18 protein-coding genes are annotated in these 17,932 nt (G+C 68.1%); 7 read left to right on the top strand and 11 right to left on the bottom strand.

Features of this window, described 5'->3' with window-relative positions; genetic code table 11:
- The first annotated feature begins 475 nt into the window (after window positions 1-475).
- Both ACYQR9_RS23775 and ACYQR9_RS23770 read left to right on the top strand, forming a co-directional pair.
- On the top strand, window positions 476-1,444 hold the full coding sequence (locus ACYQR9_RS23775; protein WP_461227982.1) for an IS110 family RNA-guided transposase: 969 nt from the start codon (window positions 476-478) through the stop codon (window positions 1,442-1,444).
- Window positions 1,445-1,698: 254 nt separating this feature from the next.
- Window positions 1,699-1,998, top strand: coding sequence for a hypothetical protein (locus tag ACYQR9_RS23770; protein ID WP_056426204.1), 300 nt, complete (start codon window positions 1,699-1,701; stop codon window positions 1,996-1,998).
- Window positions 1,999-2,024: 26 nt separating this feature from the next.
- Here ACYQR9_RS23770 and pdeM read toward each other — a convergent pair whose 3' ends face one another.
- The 3 genes from pdeM to ACYQR9_RS23755 are packed head-to-tail and all read right to left on the bottom strand — an operon-like array spanning window position 2,025 to window position 6,364.
- Entirely contained in the window at window positions 2,025-2,738 is a 714-nt protein-coding gene (gene pdeM / locus ACYQR9_RS23765) for a ligase-associated DNA damage response endonuclease PdeM (protein WP_311276424.1), read from the bottom strand.
- A gap of 32 nt (window positions 2,739-2,770) precedes the next feature.
- Window positions 2,771-5,395: a ligase-associated DNA damage response DEXH box helicase gene (locus ACYQR9_RS23760; protein WP_461228250.1), complete on the bottom strand. Its 2,625-nt coding sequence runs from the start codon at window positions 5,393-5,395 to the stop codon at window positions 2,771-2,773.
- 6 nt (window positions 5,396-5,401) lie between these two features.
- A complete protein-coding gene (locus ACYQR9_RS23755; protein ID WP_461228249.1) occupies window positions 5,402-6,364 on the bottom strand; it encodes an alpha/beta hydrolase in 963 nt (320 codons plus the stop codon).
- Between the two features lie 252 nt (window positions 6,365-6,616).
- Between ACYQR9_RS23755 and ACYQR9_RS23750 the strand changes: the two genes are divergently transcribed.
- Window positions 6,617-6,964, top strand: a complete 348-nt coding sequence (locus ACYQR9_RS23750; RefSeq protein ID WP_056452303.1) for a DUF6460 domain-containing protein — start codon at window positions 6,617-6,619, stop codon at window positions 6,962-6,964.
- 86 nt (window positions 6,965-7,050) lie between these two features.
- Here ACYQR9_RS23750 and ACYQR9_RS23745 read toward each other — a convergent pair whose 3' ends face one another.
- From ACYQR9_RS23745 to ACYQR9_RS23725, 5 genes are all read right to left on the bottom strand, one after another.
- The gene (locus tag ACYQR9_RS23745; protein WP_056426189.1) at window positions 7,051-7,722 is read right to left on the bottom strand and encodes a L,D-transpeptidase; all 672 of its coding nucleotides are present in this window, start codon (window positions 7,720-7,722) and stop codon (window positions 7,051-7,053) included.
- 274 nt (window positions 7,723-7,996) lie between these two features.
- Window positions 7,997-8,857, bottom strand: coding sequence for a carboxylating nicotinate-nucleotide diphosphorylase (nadC, locus tag ACYQR9_RS23740; RefSeq protein WP_461228248.1), 861 nt, complete (start codon window positions 8,855-8,857; stop codon window positions 7,997-7,999).
- A gap of 56 nt (window positions 8,858-8,913) precedes the next feature.
- Window positions 8,914-10,455: an L-aspartate oxidase gene (locus ACYQR9_RS23735; RefSeq protein WP_461228247.1), complete on the bottom strand. Its 1,542-nt coding sequence runs from the start codon at window positions 10,453-10,455 to the stop codon at window positions 8,914-8,916.
- On the bottom strand, window positions 10,452-11,462 hold the full coding sequence (nadA, locus tag ACYQR9_RS23730) for a quinolinate synthase NadA (RefSeq protein ID WP_461228246.1): 1,011 nt from the start codon (window positions 11,460-11,462) through the stop codon (window positions 10,452-10,454). The genes ACYQR9_RS23735 and nadA overlap by 4 nt, the downstream gene beginning before the upstream one ends.
- Window positions 11,463-11,661: 199 nt before the next feature.
- Window positions 11,662-12,474: an aminotransferase class IV family protein gene (locus ACYQR9_RS23725; RefSeq protein WP_461228244.1), complete on the bottom strand. Its 813-nt coding sequence runs from the start codon at window positions 12,472-12,474 to the stop codon at window positions 11,662-11,664.
- Between the two features lie 77 nt (window positions 12,475-12,551).
- On the opposite strand from ACYQR9_RS23725, the gene ACYQR9_RS23720 reads away from it, so the two are divergent.
- A complete protein-coding gene (locus ACYQR9_RS23720; RefSeq protein WP_461228243.1) occupies window positions 12,552-12,896 on the top strand; it encodes a MerR family transcriptional regulator in 345 nt (114 codons plus the stop codon).
- Window positions 12,897-12,941: 45 nt separating this feature from the next.
- Here the strand turns inward: ACYQR9_RS23720 and ACYQR9_RS23715 are convergent, their stop codons facing one another.
- Both ACYQR9_RS23715 and ACYQR9_RS23710 read right to left on the bottom strand, forming a co-directional pair.
- On the bottom strand, window positions 12,942-13,976 hold the full coding sequence (locus ACYQR9_RS23715) for an NUDIX hydrolase (protein WP_461228242.1): 1,035 nt from the start codon (window positions 13,974-13,976) through the stop codon (window positions 12,942-12,944).
- A 48-nt stretch (window positions 13,977-14,024) separates the two neighbouring features.
- Complete coding sequence (locus ACYQR9_RS23710; RefSeq protein WP_420604708.1) at window positions 14,025-14,597, bottom strand: sugar O-acetyltransferase; 573 nt, start codon at window positions 14,595-14,597, stop codon at window positions 14,025-14,027.
- A 152-nt stretch (window positions 14,598-14,749) separates the two neighbouring features.
- Between ACYQR9_RS23710 and thiE the strand changes: the two genes are divergently transcribed.
- The 3 genes from thiE to ACYQR9_RS23695 all read left to right on the top strand — a co-directional run bounded on the left by thiE (window position 14,750) and on the right by ACYQR9_RS23695 (window position 17,231).
- Window positions 14,750-15,457: a thiamine phosphate synthase gene (thiE, locus tag ACYQR9_RS23705; RefSeq protein WP_461229887.1), complete on the top strand. Its 708-nt coding sequence runs from the start codon at window positions 14,750-14,752 to the stop codon at window positions 15,455-15,457.
- 231 nt (window positions 15,458-15,688) lie between these two features.
- A complete protein-coding gene (gene thiD / locus ACYQR9_RS23700) occupies window positions 15,689-16,495 on the top strand; it encodes a bifunctional hydroxymethylpyrimidine kinase/phosphomethylpyrimidine kinase (protein WP_461228241.1) in 807 nt (268 codons plus the stop codon).
- A 106-nt stretch (window positions 16,496-16,601) separates the two neighbouring features.
- Window positions 16,602-17,231 carry a helix-turn-helix domain-containing protein gene (locus ACYQR9_RS23695; protein WP_056426161.1) on the top strand — a complete coding sequence of 210 codons (630 nt, stop codon included), beginning with the start codon at window positions 16,602-16,604 and terminating at the stop codon, window positions 17,229-17,231.
- Window positions 17,232-17,296: 65 nt separating this feature from the next.
- On the opposite strand, the gene ACYQR9_RS23690 is transcribed toward ACYQR9_RS23695, so the two are convergent.
- Window positions 17,297-17,875 (bottom strand): ABC-type transport auxiliary lipoprotein family protein, encoded by a 579-nt coding sequence (locus ACYQR9_RS23690; protein ID WP_461228239.1) that lies wholly within the window; start codon window positions 17,873-17,875, stop codon window positions 17,297-17,299.
- Between the last annotated feature and the right edge of the window lie 57 nt (window positions 17,876-17,932).

The raw sequence follows: 17,932 nt of genomic DNA, 5'->3' as shown, positions 1-17,932 counted from the left end.
CTGCGATTCACATTCGCATTCGCCGCCATTGTATCGGAGATTAGATCACCCTCGGTAGAGACAGACCTCCCTGCCAGGAGGGTATGGGGCGACCACCATTCCGGGCCGGGGGTAGCGATGGAGTCCAAGACGACCGCGTGGTGGCCTCCGATCGGTTGCGGACTGGTCTCCCTGCATGCGGGCCTGATCGTCTCGTTCGCCCTCGGCCGCCTCCTCACCTGACCGAAACGCGACCTCATCCTTCGAGGCCTCCGCTGCGCTGCGGCGCCTTGCAATAGCGACTTGGATTATGGTCGCCGTGTTCCGTGAGGAATGCCCCACCCCGGATGGCCGTCCGGAGTGGGGCGGTCGGCCGTCGGATCGTTGGCGCCTGAGCCTTTTGGCTGCTCCTGAGCAAGATCGCGGTCGGCCTCTTCATCGAACCCGGATGGTTGCCTGAACGTCGTGGTTCGCTTGCAAGGCAGGGTCGACGAAGATGACACACAGTAGCACGAAGACCGGTCCGGCCGTAGCCGGGATCGATGTCGGCAAGGATTGGCTCGACCTTGCCGTCGACGGATGCGACGAGCGTTGGCGCCTGCCCAACACCGGTGAGGGGCGGGCCGAACTCGTCGCGGTGCTGATCCGTCTCGGGATCGGCCGGGTCGGCCTCGAAGCCTCCGGCGGCTATGAGCGCAGGGCTACCGCTGCCCTGCGCGAGGCGGGCCTCGACGTGGTCCTGTTCCAGCCCCGGCAGGTCCGCGCCTACGCGACCTTTCGCCTGCGCCGGGCCAAGACCGACGCCATCGATGCCGGACTGATCGCCGCCTGCACGGCGGCTCACGGACCCGGCAGGCCAGCCCCCGATCCGCGCCTGGTCGCCCTGGCCGAGCCCCTGCGCCTCGTCGAGCAGATCGACGAGGACGTCGTCCGCCTCAAGACACGGCGGGAGGCCTATCAAGACCCGCGCATCCGCGAGCACATCGCCATCGAGATCCAGCGTCTCAAGGCCGAGCGCGCGGCGCGGATCAAGGCCCTCGTCACCGCTCTGCGCGCCCATGACGATCTCGCCCGACGCCTCGACCTCGTCCTCAGCGTTCCCCGCATCGGGCCGCGCACCGCCCTCACCCTCATCGTGCGCATGCCCGAACTCGGAGACCTCTCCCGCGAGCAGGCCGCAAGCCTCGCCGGTCTCGCCCCCTTCGATCACAGCTCCGGCCGACATCAGGGCCAGCGCCGCATCGCGGGAGGACGCGCCACCGTTCGAACCGCCCTCTACGCTGCAGCCCTGCCCGCCGCCTTCCGATGGAACGACGCCCTCGTCCGACTCTACAAACGCCTCAAGGACGCCGGAAAATCCCACCAGAAAAGTCTCGTCGCCTGCGCCAGAAAGCTCCTCACTTACGCAAACACCGTCCTCGCCAGAGACACGCCATGGCAAAAGACTAATGGTTGCTCAGGATGAGGCGATTGGTTGGGATGGTCCATACTCCCCGGGTCGTCGACCCATGAACCCGATCGACGACGCCCTTAGATCGGAGAGTGCCCCCATGCCGCCATCGTCGCTCGGTAGCGATGGCCGGGCAGGATTTGCCGCGCGGGACGCCCCAGCGGCGATGGCGTTCCTATAAATATTTGACATAACACGATTTTTCCCGTTGCGACCAACGGCGGCGTTTTTGCAATGCAGGCGTGTGTCACTGGGAAAGTCGTGCCGCCATGTCCATCGGTCTCAACGGAATATCCGCCCCGGGAGCGAGCTACCCCGTCCGCACGACACCGTCAGGATCGACGGAGGCGTCGGCGAAGGACGACTTCCTGAAATATGCCAAGATGACGCCCGCCGAGAAAATCCGCGAAGAGATTCTCAAGAAGATGGGCCTCACGGAGGAAGCGTTGGCCGGGATGCCGCAGAAGGAGCTCGAAAAGATCAACCAGGCGATCAAGGAAAAGATCGAGGAACTGGTGAAGCAAGGCCGGGAGAAAGTCGTCGGAGCCTTCGCCGACATCAAGGCCTGAAGAGACGGCACGCGGCCGGGTGGCGCTCAGTCCCGCGCCAGCATCGCCTTGCCGATGGCGAAGACCCGGCCGTCTCCCAGGAGATGCGCGGTGAAACCAGCCGGAAACAGCGGATCGAAGGCCGGGTTGCGCACGTTGAGGCCGCCCGCATAGGCACCGAAAGCCGGCATCACCAGGCGTTTCCCGTCGGTGACGAAGCAGCGGCGCCGAACCGCGCGGCCGCGCATGGCGACCTTGCCGCAGGGATGCAGATGCCCGGCGATCTCGCCCTCCGGCGCATCCGGCAGAGGCTCGTGCCGCAGGGTGAGTCCACCGAGCGCCAGCGTCTCGGCATAGCGCCCGCCGACGCCTTCCGAGACGGCATGGTCGTGGTTGCCGGCGATCCAGACCCAGTCCCGGCCTTCCTGCAGGGCGGCGATCATGGCCCGGTCGCCGGGCTCCATCCGCTCGGGGCCGCGCGCATCGTGGAAGGAATCGCCGAGCGCGACAACGCAGGCCGGGTCGAAGCGGACCACCGCCTCGTGGAGGCAGGCCAGGGTCTCGCGGGTATCGTAGGGCGGCAGGAACTGGCCCGAGCGCGCGGCATAGGCCGAGCCCTTCTCCAGATGCAGGTCAGAGACGATCAGGGTCCGGTGCGCGGCGAGCCACAACCCGCCGCAGAGGTCGAGGGTGAGCGCTTCGCCGGCCAGCGTCAGGCCGGGGGTCTTGATGGTCCGTTCGAGTTTCTGGCCGAGCGCCAAGATCGCATCCTCTAGTCCGGGAAAAGGGCGCGTCACCCGAGCGCTTCTTCGAGAAGCTGCGCCTCGGCCTCCGCCAGGATCTCGTCCGCGCCCTCGCCGTAGACCTTCTCGCGCCCGATTTCGAGCATGACGGACACGGAGAGCGGCGAGACGCGGTCCAGCGCCTTGTGGGTGATTCGCCCCTGGATGCGCCTCAACATCATGCCGAGGCGGGCCACGTCGAGGAGTCCGGTTGCCGCATCCTGCCGGGCGGCGCGCAGAAGCAGGTGGTCGGGCTGGTGCTTGCGCAGCACGTCGTAGACGAGGTCGGTGGACATGGTGACCTGCCGCCCGGTCTTTTTCTGGCCCGGATAGCGCCGCTCGATCAGCCCAGCGATGACGGCGCATTGGCGAAACGTGCGCTTCATCATCGAGGATTCGTCGAGCCAGGCTTCGAGATCGTCACCGAGCATGTCCTCGGCGAACAGGGCGCCGAGGAAGCCGGGCTCGCGGGCGATGGCCTCGCTCACGTCGCGGGTCATCCAGATGGCGATGCCGTAATCGTTGGCGGCAAAGCCAAGGGGACGCAGGCCCGCCCGTTCCAGGCGGCGGGTGAGCAGCATGCCGAGGGTCTGGTGAGCCAGCCGTCCCTCGAACGGGAAGGCGGTGAGGTAATGGCGCTTCGCCCGGGGGAACGTCTCCACGAGGAGGCCGTCGGGCCCTGGCAGGATCGAGCGGCTGCGCTGCTGGACGAGGTAATCCGCCACCTGTTTCGGCAGCCGGTCCCATTCGAACGGGTCGGCGATGAGGGCGCGCACGCGGGCGGCGAGGAAGGTCGAGAGCGGAAACTTCGCTCCCGCATAGGACGGGATCGCCGGGTCGGTGCCCGGCCCGGCCTTGCTCGCCAGGGCCTCGTCCTCGGACAGGCCCTCGAAGCGCAGCACTTCCCCGGCGAAGAGGAAGGTGTCGCCCGGCGTCAGGGTATCGGCGAAATCCTCTTCGATCTCGCCGAGAACGCGCCCGCCCTTGGGCAGGATGGCGCCCGGTTTACCTCGGACGCCGCGCGCGAGGCGCACCTTCACCTTGGCGGATTCGACGATGGTGCCGACATTCATGCGGTATTGCTGGGCGATCCGCGCATCGCGCACCCGCCACAGCCCGTCCGGCCCGCGCAGGATCTTGGCGAACCGCTCATAGGCACGCAGCGCGTAGCCCCCCGTCGCCACGTAATCGACGACGGCCTCGAAATCCTCCCAGGACAACGTCGCGAAGGGCGCGGCCGAGACGATCTCCTCGTAGAGTTGCAGCGGATCGAACGCATCGGCGCAGGCCATGCCGAGGACATGCTGGGCGAGAACGTCCGGCGCGCCGAGTCGGGCATCCGGCGTGTCCTGTGCGGCTTCCTCCACCGCGTCGAGGGCGGCCTGGCATTCGAGGATCTCGAAGCGGTTGCCGGGGACGAGATAGGCTTTCGACGGCTCGTCCATGCGGTGGTTGGCGCGCCCGATCCGCTGCATGATCCGACTGGCCCCCTTGGGCGCGCCGATATTCACGACGAGGTCGACATCCCCCCAATCGATGCCGAGATCGAGGGTCGCGGTGCAGACGATGGCCCGCAATTGCCCCGCCGCCATGGCCGCCTCCACCCGCCGCCGCTGGCTGGCATCGAGGGAGCCGTGATGGAGCGCGATCGGCAGCGACGCCTCGTTGATGCGCCAGAGTTCCTGGAAGGTGTACTCGGCCTGGAGCCGGGTGTTGACGAAGACCAGCACCGTCCGGTGCGCCTCGATCAGTTCGTAGATCGCCGGCATCGCCTGACTGGCGGTGTGGCCGGCCAGCGGCAGGGTCAGGCCGGTATCGAGCAGGTGGAGGTCGGGTGCTGCCCCGCCTTTCACGACGACGAGGTCGGCCATGGCATCACCTAACCCTCCCCCCTCTGCGGGGGAGGGTGGCCCGCGAAGCGGGTCGGGAGAGGGGAGCGCCGGTTCCGGAGAGGTCGCCCCCTCTCCCGCCTGCTCCGCAGGCACCCTCCCCCGCAGAGGGGGGAGGGTCATCGAGCCCTGCGGCACCAGATACCGCCTCAGATCGTCCGGCTCGCGCACGGTGGCGGACAGCCCGATGGCGATGAGGTTCGGGCTGAGGCGGTGGAGCCGCGCCAATCCGAGCGACAGCAGGTCGCCCCGCTTCGAGGTGACGAGGGCGTGCAGCTCGTCGAGCACCACGCAGGAGAGGGTGGCGAACAGCTCGGACGCCTCGCGATGGGCGATGAGCAAAGCGAGCTGCTCCGGCGTCGTCAGCAGGATGTCGGGCGGGCGCTCGATCTGGCGCGTGCGCTTGTGGGAGGGCGTGTCGCCGGTGCGGGTCTCGACCCGGATCGGCAGGCCCATCTCGGCGATGGGCGCTTCGAGATTCCGGGCGATGTCCACCGCGAGCGCTTTCAGCGGCGAGATGTAGAGGGTGTGGAGCCCCCGCGCTTTTCGCGATGGCGCGCGCTCGGACAGGGCGACGAGGCTCGGAAGGAAGCCAGCCAGCGTCTTGCCGGCCCCTGTCGGCGCCACCAGCAGGGCCGAGCGCCCTTCGCCGACGATGCCGAGGAGCTCGAGCTGATGCGGACGGGGCGCCCAGCCGCGCGAGGCGAACCAGGCCTCGAACGGCGCGGGAAGCCGGCCCTCAGGCAAGGATCGTCAAGCCAGAGCCATCAGGAACCGGTCGATCAGTTCGAGGGCGCGTCCGGTCATCGCACCGGGATAGCGCACGAAGATGTGGCAGCCGCCGGGATAGATCGCGGTATGGCCGCCATTGCCGGCCGCCGCCCAGCGGGACGACATGTAGAGCGTGTCGTCGAGCAGCGGATCGTGCGTGCCCACCGAGAACAGGGCGGGCGGCAGGCCCTTCAGATCGGCATAGAGCGGCGACACGTCGGGCCGGCGCCGGTCGATGCCGTCGCGGACGTAATCGTTGGCGAAGGTGGTGAGGTCCTTGGTGTTCACCACGAGGCGGGTGTCGCCCCAGTTGCGGACGCTGGGGGTCAAACCGAGATCGAAGAACCCAGCATTGAGGTTGGCGCCGCGGAAGGCGCGGGGCAGGTTGTGCCGGTCGCGCAGGCGCAGCAGGGTCATGACCGCCAGATGCGCGCCGGCCGATTCACCGCCGATGGTGAGCGCCGAGATGCCGAACTCGGCCTTGCCGGGGCCTGCGAGCCACAGGGCCGCCGCCTCGCAATCCTCCAAAGCCGCCGGATAGGGATGTTCCGGGGCAAGGCGGTATTCCACCGACAGGCAGACGAAGCCGCAGGTATCGGCGATCCGCTCCAGCCACGGATCCTGCTCGTCGGCGGCGCCCCAGACCCAGCCACCCCGGTGGATGTGGAGGTAGGCTCCGCGGAGGTTCTGCCACTTCTTCGCGTCCGGGCGGATGACCCTCAGAGAGAGCGGGCCACCCGGGCCGTCGATGACCACCGTCTCGGCCCGCGCGCTGCGCGGCATCGCCGGAGAGGCCTGGGTTCCCTGCCGGCGGCGCGCGCGCACTTCGGAAAGGGGAATCGACCAGGGATCGGCCTGGGCCGCATGGGCCGCGATTATCTCGGCGTTCAGGCGGTGGGTCTCCGGATCGATCGTCGCCGGGTCGAAGAGGGCGTGGTCGATCATGGAACGGTTCGTCTCATCCAGTGTGGGGCCGAAGCAGCGTTCGGGCGGGAGGGTCGAATGTGGGCGAAGCCCGCACCGATGCCAGTCGCCTTGCCGGCACGAGACGGCCTAACGCCCCAATGGACAGACGGTTTCGTTCGGGTGTGTCGCATCGGTCACGCTTCCGCCGGGTTCGCCGGCTTCAGAGAAGCCGATGAGGCCCCATATGTCCGAGAGAGTTCGGCCGTCGGACCACGGCCAGAGGATGACAGCATGATCGTCGACAACGACCCCCGCCGACAGGGACCGTACCAGGGCCGTCCCCCGGTCGGCAGTGGCTATTCCGATGGAGAACCGCGTTCGGCCCTGCGCCGCTTCCTCGGCGGCTCGCCCATGGCCGTGCTGGTGAAGCTGCTGTTCCTGTCCATCCTCGTCGGCGCCATCATGGCGATGCTGGGTGTCACGCCCGGCCTGCTGTTCTGGCACATCTACGATGCGGGCCGCGCGCTCATCGATCTTGGATTCGAGACCTTCCATGATTTCGGCCGCTGGATCCTCGCCGGTGCCGTTGTGGTGGTGCCGCTCTGGCTGCTGTCGCGGTTCCTGTCGGTGTCGAAATAGCCAGGCCGGAACGCATTCTACCGAGGAACATGAAAAAGGCCGGCGTTTCCGCCGGCCTTTTTCAGTTCGAAGCGTGTCGAAGACGATCAGCGCTGGACGATGACCTTCGCGCCGACCTTGGCGCGGGTGTAGAGATCGGCCACGTCGTCGTTGGTCATCCGGATGCAGCCAGACGAGACGGCGGTGCCGATCGTCTCCGGCTCGTTGGAGCCGTGGATGCGGTAGATCGAGCCGCCGAGATACATGGCGCGGGCGCCGAGCGGGTTCTCGATGCCGCCCTTCATGAAGCGCGGCAGGTCGGGACGACGGCGCAGCATCTCGGCCGGGGGACGCCAATCGGGCCATTCCCGCTTCATCGTGATGGTCTGGGTGCCGCCCCAGGTGAAGCCGGGACGACCGACGCCGACGCCGTAGCGCAGGGCCTGACCGCCGCCGAGCACGTAGTACAACCGGCGCTCGGCCGTGGAGACCACGATGGTGCCGGGAGCGTAATTGCCGCCGAAGGCGACCTGCTCACGCTGGATCGCCGACATCTGCGGCACGGCCGAGGCCATCGGGTCGGCAGGGTTGAGCGAGGCGTTGGCGGTGGGCACCGCCACGACGGCGGGGGCGGGCTCCGCCTGCGGACGCACGCGCAGCACCAGCGCGTTGTCCAGGGGCTGACGGGTAAGCGGGTCGATCTCATAGGCGGCGGCGGGCGAGGCCCAGACACCAACCATGCAGACGAGCCCGGACAGGGCGGGGGCGATACGGCGCATCAAAGCCTCTCGAAGGCAGGCGAAACGTTGGGGAAACACGGTCGGTAACGCAACGCAGGATACCGTTTTCCGATCGCCAAGACGTAAACGCTGCCGCCCCAAAGCCAAGCTGAATTCGCGATGAAGCGATGGTTGTGGCGGGGTCGTGACTCCGTGGCCACAGTGTGGCGGCTTAGCCGTATTCGCAGGGATTATTATTAGGGGACCCTGTCAGCCGGGAACAATATCCGACGCGGCGGAACCGGACCCGCGTCGGACGTTCGAATACGCCAGATCAGACCGCGTCGAGGCCGAGGTCGATGATCGGTGCGCTATGCGTGATCCAGCCGCTGGAGACCAGGTCGACGCCGGAGGCGGCGATGGCGCCCACCGTCTCACGGTTGATGCGGCCCGAGGCCTCCGCAATGGCGCGTCCGTCGATCATCCGCACGGCCTCGCCTAGCTGGTCCGGTGACATGTTGTCGAGGAGCACTGCATCGGCGCGGACCGACAAGGCCTCGGCCAACTGATCCAGCGTGTCGACCTCGATCTCGATCTTCACGAGATGCCCGGAATAGGCCCGTGCCCGTTCGATGGCGGGAACGATCCCGCCGGCCACGGCGACGTGGTTGTCCTTGATGAGCACGGCGTCGTCGAGGCCGTAGCGGTGGTTGGAGCCGCCCCCGGCCCGGACCGCGTGTTTCTCCAGGGAGCGCAGGCCCGGCGTGGTCTTGCGGGTGCAGACGATCCGAGCCTTGCCGTGCGGCCGTGCGGCCTCCACGAGTCCTGCCGTGGCGGTGGCCACGCCGGACATCCGGCACAGGAGGTTCAGCGCCACGCGCTCGGCGGTGAGGATGGCGCGCGCCGGACCGTCGAGCCGGATCACCACATCACCGGGGGAGACCCGCGCGCCGTCGCCGCGTTCGACGATGACCGACACAGCCGGATCGATCAGCGCGAAGGCGATGATGGCCGCATCGACGCCGGAGATCACCCCATCCTGCCGGGCGGCGATGACGCCGGAGAGGCGGGCATCGACGGGCACGATCGCGTCGGTCGTGATGTCGCCGGCGCGGCCGAGATCTTCGAGCAAAGCCGCGCGGACGATCGGCTCCACGAGGAGACGGGGGAGGGGGACGAGACGGGCATCGCTCATGGGTTCGCTCGTAGGAGGCTCGTTGAAAGGGGGGCCGAATGTCCCGGTCGCCGGGTCTAAACCGGAGCGACCGCATCGGCCGAGACGGTCTCCGCCATCCGCCAGACCTCGGCCAGGGTCACTTCGCTGTGCCGGGCGGGTGCCTGGTCCGGGTGGTCGCTGCGCCAATGGGCGCCTCGGCTCTCCAGGCGGGACAGGGCGGAGGTCGCGACCATCAACCCCGTGAGGGCAGAGTCGGAGCCCTGCCTCGCCGCCGGCGCCAGATGGCGCACAGCGTCGGTCAGGCCTTCGGCGTCGCGCACTACCCCGACATCGGCCTCCATGATCCGGCGGATCGCGTCGTGATCGGCGTCGTCACGCCGGCACGGCTCGGCGATCGAAGCCGGACCCGGGGCGGCAACGGAGGCAACGGCCTCGGCGATCCAGGGGGCGAAGGCCATCGCCTCGAGGAGCGAATTGCTGGCGAGGCGGTTCGCGCCGTGCAGTCCGGTGGAAGCGACCTCGCCGCAGGCGAATAGGCCGGGCACGGTGCTGGCGCCGGTGCCGTCCACCTTGATGCCGCCCATATGGTAATGCGCGGCCGGCCGTACGGGGATCGGCTGGCGCTGCGGGTCGATGCCGGAGGCGGCGCAGAGGCCGGCCACGGTGGGGAACCGCGTCGCCATGCGGGCGCCGAGGGCACCACGGCAATCGAGAAACACCTCGGTGCCGCGCCGCCTGGCCTGGAAGATCGCCCGGGCGACTACGTCGCGGGGAGCGAGATCGCCCCCGGCGATACCGGCCATCACCGGTTCGCCCTCGCTGTCGATCAACCGCGCGCCCTCGCCGCGCAGGGCTTCGGTGGCGAGCGGCATCGGGTCCAGTCCCACCGAGATGGCGGTGGGGTGGAACTGCACGAACTCCATGTCGCGCAAGGTCGCCCCGGCGCGCGCCGCCAGCGCCAGCCCTCGGCCGGTGGCGCCGCGCGGGTTGGTGGTGGAGGCGTAGAGGGAGCCGAGCCCGCCGGTGGCGAGCACGACCGACCGCGCTTCGAGCCGCACCGAGGCACCGTCGCGCTCGCAGATCAGGCCGGCGACTGCGCCGCTCTCGTCCTGCAGCAGGCCGCGGACATTGGCGACCAGGATCTCGATGGAGGGCGTCACCGCGACGACCTTCAGCAGCGTATCGAGCACCATCCGCCCGGTGGAATCGCCGCCCGCCCGGACGATGCGGCGGCGCGAATGCGCCGCTTCGAGGCCGAGCGCCAGGGCGCCGGCGGCATCCCGGTCGAAGGGCGCGCCGAGGCCGACGAGCCAGTCGATCAGGCCGGGGCCGGCTTGCGCCACCCGCAGAGCGACGGCCGGGTCGGTGAGGCCGGCGCCAGCAGCTTCCGTGTCCGCCGCATGCAGTGCGGCGGCATCGTCCTCGGCCATGGCGGCGGCAATGCCGCCCTGCGCCCAGCCCGTCGCCGTGCCGCTTCCCAAGGGAGAAGCGGTGACAAGGGTGACCGGGCGAGGGCTGAGCCGCAAGGCCGTGGCGAGACCGGCGACGCCGGCTCCCACGACGATCACACGGTCCGAGCCGGGGAGGGTGAAGGAGAACGGGGAGTGCGCGTTCATCGCGGACGCACCGCGAGCATGCGCTCCACCGCCGCGCGGGCGCGCTCGGCGAGTTCCGGCTCCACCGTCACCTCATGGGTGAGGGTCTCCAGGGCGTGGCGGATGTTCCGGAGCGACATCCGCTTCATGTGCGGACACAGGTTGCAGGGCTTGATGAACTCGATGTCCGGGTTCGCGACGGCGATGTTGTCGCCCATGGAGCACTCGGTCACGAGCACCACCTGACGCGGCCGCTTCTCTGTGACGAAGTTCATCATCATCGCGGTCGAACCCGAGAAGTCCGATGCCGCCACCACGTCGGGCGGGCATTCGGGATGGGCGATGACGGTGACGCCGGGATAGCTCTCCCGCACCTCGTCGATATCGGCGGGGGTGAACTGCTCGTGGACCTCGCAATGGCCGGCCCAGGTGAGGATCTCGACCTCGGGCACCAGAACCTGGACGTTCTGCGCCAGGAACTCGTCGGGAATCATCAGGACGCGCGGCGCATTGAGCGAGCGCACCACGTCGACCGCGTTGCCGGAGGTGCAGCACACGTCCGATTCCGCCTTCACGGCGGCCGAGGTGTTGACGTAGGTCACGATCGGCACGCCGGGATACTTCTCGCGCAAGCCCCGCACGTCGGCGGCGGTGATCGAATCGGCGAGCGAGCACCCGGCCCGCATGTCGGGGATCAGGACGGTCTTGCCCGGATTGAGCAGCTTGGCCGTCTCCGCCATGAAATGGACGCCGGCGAGCACGATCACGTCGGCATCCACGTTGATCGCCTCGCGGGCCAGCGCCAGGCTGTCGCCGACGATGTCGGACACGGTGTGGAAGATCTCGGGCGCCTGATAATTATGGGCGAGGATGACCGCGTTGCGGGTCTTCTTCAGCTCCAGGATCGCCGCGACGTCGTCGGCCAGGGCCGGCCATTCGATGGCCGGAACATGCCGGCTCACGCGGGCGTAGATATCGGGCAGAGGCAGGGTCGAAACCCGGTCGATCGGGAAACTCGTGGCCGCCATGGTCGCGTCCTCAATTATGCTCAATCTGAGCATTGTGCCGACTAACGTAGGCGTGTGAGATACGCTTGTCTAGATATGCTGAGCCTGAGCATATTCATTTTGCATTGCGATATTGTGCAAACGTCATCCTCGGCCACCGCCGTCCCCTCCCTTGTGAGCGAGCGCGATAGTTCCAGATCGCATACAGGAACAAGGACGTTCAGAGGTCGAGTGCCGGTTCGGTCCGATAGGCACGATGCAGCAGGGCGGTGAGTTCGTCGGATCGCGGCAGGCTGACGGTGCCGATGGACGATATAGCGACGGCGGGCGTCCATGAATTCATCGCGACGGCTCCGGCAAACTCGTGGAGCCCGTCCGCCGCTACGACCGCCTCGCGCTGGGGGACACCGAGGGCGGTCAATCGACGGCGGACAATTCCCATCGTGACCCCGGCCAGGATGTCGGCCTGCGGCCATGTCACTGACACTCCGTCCCAGAATGCCAGGTTCCAGATCGTCGCTTCGCCGATCCTCCCCTGACGATCGACGAACGCGGCATCATCGAAGCCCATCCGGGCAGCCTCGCGCAGGAGATGGGTCTTTGCCGATTCGCCCACATGCTTGACCTCCGGGCGCCAGCGCTCATGCGGCGTGAGGGCCAGTTTCAGCCGGCCGACGGGGCCGTCGCTCGGCGCAAAAGTCCGCACCAGGATCGAGAATATTTCCGCTGCGCCGCCGAGGCGGAACTCGCCGTTGCGCGAGAACACTGTCGCGGTGAGCGACAGGTCGCCGGGGGCGTCCGCGATGGCGATCCGAAGCGCGTGTCGTATTCGCTCCTCAGGAAGGGTGCAGCCGAACAGCGCTTGCGACCCGTCTCGAAGGCGCTCCAGATGAAGGTCCAACCCTCTCACGCGCCGGTCACGGACCTGCATGGCGGTAAAATGCGCGAACCCGGCGAAGGCAAGGGGGGCGAGGTCGGAGATCGTGGCGATCCGCCCGTCGATCCAGGCACGGGTGGCGAAGACGTCTGTCATGGGAAAGCGCTCTCGACTGGTTTCCATCGAAGAGCCGCAGCCTTAATCCGTGACAGCACTGTCAGGGTCAACGGCCAATGCGGATCGGGACGCTATCGAAGCGCATGGGCGTCAGCGTGCGCATGCTGCGCTATTACGAAGGGGAGGGGCTGCTCGCGCCGGAGCGCACCGCCTCCGGGTATCGCGATTACACGCCGCTGGACGAGGACACGGTTCGGCGGATCAGGACGCTCGGCGCGGCCGGAATGACCTTGCCGGTCATCCGCGTGTTCCTGCCCTGCGCGCTCGCCGGGCGCGGCGCATTCGAACCCTGCGACGAGCTTCGGCAAACGTTGCGCCGGCACATCGGCGAGGTGGACGAGCGCATCACGGCGCTCGAGACGAGCCGCGCCATGCTGGAATCGATACTGGCGGCAATGTAGGCCCTACCCGCGATTGCCGCGTCGCCAGGGCCGACACGCGATGCCTCAGGGCGACCGTCGCGAAGGGGTCAGCCGGAACCCCGGCGCGGGGCGCTCCAGCAGCACCTCGCGGCGGAAACGGACGAGGCGGGCAGGCCGCCCTGCGGCGCCGCTGGTGACTTCGTCGGTCTCCTCCACCAGCCCCTGCTGGGCCACGAGTCGACGAAAATTCTGCTTGTGGAGATTGGCGCCCGACAGCGCCTCCACGGTGCGCTGCAGCTGGAACAGGGTGAAGGTCGGCGGCATCAGCTCGAACACCACGGGGCGATACTTGATCTTGCCACGCAAGCGTCCGATCGCCGTGGCGAGCACCCTGCGGTGATCGAACGTCATGGGCCGGCCCGTCGTGGCGAATTCGGTGGCATTCGCTTCCCCGGCCTGGCCCCGCGCTTCTGGGATCAGACCGGCCTCGAACAGGAGTTCGTAGCGTTCGAGCACGCGCTCCTCGTTCCAGGCCCCGCCGCCGATGCCGAAGGTGAGGCCGAGCCTGTCCTCACGCCGCCGCCTGACCTTGGCATCGGAGGCCCCGGCGGCCCAGGCCAGGAGCTTGGCCTCGATCTCGTCCAGGGTCCCGGGCCGGCCCGCGCGCCAATCCTCCCAGGGAAGGAAGGCGTACCAATTGTGCCACGACGCCTCGGCGAGCGCCGCCGACCGCATCTCGCGGACCAGAGCGAGATAGGCCACGGACAAAGAGTGAAGGCCGCCCGAATCGTCGCCTTGCCGGTCTCGGTCTCCGAACGTGTAGAGCTGCTCCACATAGCCGAGGCGCTGCTGGGTCTGGCGCTCCACCCAGGCGCGCAGACCGCGTTCCAGGGTCGGGTGCTCCGGAACCAGGGGACCGGACGGCAATCCGGTCTCGCGGCTCGCGGCCTGGCCCGGCACCTTCACGGTGAGGGCGCGCGGCTCGCCATCCGTCGCCGCGACGATGACGGCGACGAGCCCGACCGCCGACGGATTGGGAAGCGCATCGGCCGCTTCCGCTGCAAATCCGTCCTGCCCCCTCGTCACCTGTCCGCCCCCCGGTCCGTGAATGGGTCTCATGGCAGATTGCCTGCCGGAATCAACGCGCGAAACGATGCGCGCGTCGCCTCACACCTTGGCGGGTACCGGCCGCGCCGGGTTGCCGACGACTGTCGCGCCGGGCGCCACGTCGCGGGTGACGACGGCGCCGGCCCCGATGATCGCATGGTCGCCCACCGTGACGCCGGGCAGGATCAGCGCGCCGCCGCCGATCCAGACATTGCGGCCGATGGCGATGGGGCGTGCGAATTCCAGCCCGGCCTCGCGCGCCTCCGCCTCGCGGGGATGGTCCGCCGTGAGGAGTTGGACGCCCGGCCCGATCTGTGTCCGCTCGCCGATCGTCACCGTGGTGCAATCGAGGATGACGCAGTTGAAGTTCAGGAAGACATGCGCCCCGATGCTGATGTTGAAGCCGTAATCGCAATGGAACGGCGGCCGGATCACCGCCCCGTCGCCGACATTGGCCAACGTCTCGCGCAGCAGAACCCGGCGCTCGTCGGCGGGGCGGCCGAGCATGGCGTTGTAGCGCGCGAGCCAGACCTGGCAGGCGCGCAGGTCGGCACCGAGTTCCGCGTCGTCGGGGTGGTAGAGTTCCCCCGCTATCATCTTCTGCTTCGGCGTGCGCCCGGCTTCGGTGGTCATGCCAATCTCCGTGCTTCGTCGAGGCGGGGAGTAGGCCGATGGGCCAGGGCCGGCAAGCGAAGCGGTGCGGATCGGCTTTGCGTGGCACGGCCACCCGTTTAGATTGCCGCCGCTCGAACCTGGGCGCTGGGGCTTACCGGAGGAACGACGTGATCGGACGCGACACCGCCTTGGGCTCGACCGTGCCGGTCGACGTGAGGCTCTACGGTATTCTCGACGTGGACGTCTGTGGCGATGACGGCGACGACCTCGCCGATATGGCGGCCGAGGCCGTCTCGGGCGGATGTACCCTTCTTCAATACCGGGAGAAGTCCATCGAGAACGCGCGCGAGTCGCTGGCGCGCATCCGCGCCATCCGCGCGGCCATCGCGGGCACCGGGGTGCCGCTCCTCGTCAACGATCGCTGCGATCTCGCTCTGGCTGCCGAGGCCGAGGGCGTGCATCTCGGCCAGTCGGACCTGCACCCGGCGGATGCGCGGCGCATTCTCGGCCCACGCGCCATCATCGGACTGACTCTCAAATCGGCGGCTCAGGCCGACGAGCTTTATCGCCTGCCCGTAGATTATGCCTGCATCGGCGGCGTCTTCGCCACGACGAGCAAGGACAACCCCGACCCGCCGGTCGGGCTCGACGGTTTCTCGCGCATCGCCTTCCGGGCGCGCCTCGCCCGGGGCACAGGTTTTCCGGTGGGGGCCATCGCCGGGATCGACGGCAGTAACGCCGCCGCCATCATCGCGGCGGGCGCCGACGGCATCGCCCTGATCTCCGCACTGTTTTCCGCCGAGGAGGTGGAGGCGCGCGCCAGGGACCTGCGCTTCCGGGTGGATTCGGCCCTCGCGGCGAGGGGCGCGGCCGTCTAGAGCTGCGCCCGACCACGTTGGGTCGGGGCACATCTCGAGACCTTTGTTTCGCCGTGCTCTTTTTCGCCGAACCGGCATCCGCTTTGGCGGAGAGCGCTCTCGGCAGCGAGCCAGGCGAATGAGCGGTAAAATTCTCTAAGTCTCTGTTCTAAAATCATTTTCAATCGGGCCGGATTCCCTCGTTCCGGACGATGGTTTAGGGTTGCCGCAACGCAAGGGACGAGACACGCCATGACACCCATCGCCGTGACCATAGCGGGCTCCGATTCCAGCGGCGGCGCCGGTATTCAGGCCGATCTCAAGACCTTCGCGGCGCTCAAGGTCTACGGCGCAAGCATCATCACCGCCCTCACGGCGCAGAACACCCTCGGCGTGCAGGCGATTCACGACGTGCCGGCCGATTTCATCGCCGCCCAGATCGATAGCGTCTTCTCCGATCTCACCGTCAAGGCGGTGAAGATCGGCATGCTGTCGAAGCCCGCGGTGATCGAGGCCGTGGCTGCCGGACTTACCCGTCATGCGTCCGGCATCCCGATCATCCTCGATCCCGTCATGGTGGCGACGAGCGGCGATCGTCTCATCTCGGACGACGCAGTGGACGCCATGCGCCGGCACCTCCTACCCCTCGCCGACCTGGTGACGCCGAATCTGCCCGAGGCCGCGACCCTGATCGGAGCCCCCGTGGCGCAGAGCGAGAACGAGGCGGTGGTGCAGGGACGCAAGCTGCTGGCGATGGGGGCCCGCGCCGTCCTCATCAAGGGAGGCCATGCGGAGGGCACGGAGAGCGTCGATCACCTCATGAGCACGGACGGGACCCTGCGGCGCTTCGCATCGGCGCGCCTCGACACCCGCAACACGCACGGCACCGGCTGCACCCTGTCCTCGGCCGTGGCGGCGGGCTTGGCCCGTGGCCTCTCCCTGACGGAGGCCGTCACGCAGGCGAAACGCTACGTCACCGCAGCCATCGCCGCGTCCAATTCCGTGACGGTGGGACGAGGGCACGGACCGGTCCATCATTTCCACGCCCTTTGGCACTGACACGAGGGAGAAGTTGGCCTCCTTCGCCTTGCATCGGATGCCTGATTGCGTTTGAAGTACCGCACGATCGTTCGATGTACGGAACGACGCGATAGGTTCTGGGACAATGCAAGATCAGGCGACGACGCCCGAACGGGGACGGCAGCGGGATATCCTGAACGGAGCACAGGTTCTCTCGGGCCAGCTCGGCAAGACCATCCAGCGGCTGCGCAAGGCCTACAACCTCTCACTCTCCGAACTCGCCGAGCAGTCCGGCGTGGCGAAATCGATCATCAGCCAGATCGAGCGCAACGAGACCAACCCGACCCTGGCGACCATCTGGCGCCTGAGCCAGGCCCTCGACGTCTCCATCGAACGCGTGCTGGCCACCAGCGACGAAGAGCCGTTCATCGAGAAGACGTCGCGCGCCGACACGCCGATCCTGCTCTCCGACGACGGCAAGATCCGTCTGGCGATCGTCGGCTGGATCAAGACGGTGGAATGGCTGCAATGGTACGAGGTCACGGCCGATCCGGGCGGCGTCCTCGATTCCGATCCGCATCAGCGCGGCTCGGTGGAATCCCTCACCGTCACCGAGGGTTCGCTCGAAGTCGAGGTGGCCGGCACCTTCCAGCGGGCGCGGGTGGGCGAGACGCTGCGCTATCGCTGCGACAGGCCGCACACGGTGCGTTGCGTCGGCACTGAACCCGCCAAGGCGATCATGGTCGTGATCATGAAAGCGGCGGTGATGGAGTAGGGGCGCCGAGCGTCCTTGCCCGTCTCGACCTGCGGTACTCCACGGGGAGTACCGCGACGCGACGGTCAATGCCCGGAATTGACCCAGCGGACGATGTCGGCGAGCACGACGCTCAGAGCGGCATCGAGACCGACGGCGGCGTTGCCCGCCTCGACCTTGGCCACCGGCACGCGCGCGGTGAAGATGCGGGCGGCGACGACCTTGCCGGTGCCGTCGGTGATGAGCTTGGCCGAAATGTCCACCACCGCTTCGCCCGAGCCGGACGCGATGTCGAACGCGCGGATCTCGCTGATGAGCGCGTAATCGGCCACGATCTTGTCGCCGGGGCGGCTCACGGATTTCAGGCGTCCGGAATTCTCGAGGCTCTGGATCAGCCGTGTCTGGACGAGGCGCGGCAGGCGGTCGGCCCATTGTCCGCCGCCGAGGAACGAAAGGGCGCCGCCGGCCTGACGAACGATGATGCGATCCTGCTCGAAGGGCTGGAGGCCGACAGGCTCGGCCACCGAGATCGACCGCGCCGCCACGCTCGGCCGGCCGGAACTCGGCAGGGCGGCGAGGTCGAAGGTCATGGGCGCGCCGCCGCCACAACCGCCGAGCAGGGCGGAGAGGCAGGCGAGCGCCAGGGCATGCGAGCGAAACGTCATCCGAAGGGCCTGGAAACCTGTGCAGCGCTGCAAGAAGCGCAACCGTAAACTACGCCA

This window comes from Methylobacterium sp. CM6241, assembly GCF_054817845.1.
This window is presented reverse-complemented; position numbering and strand designations above follow the sequence as displayed.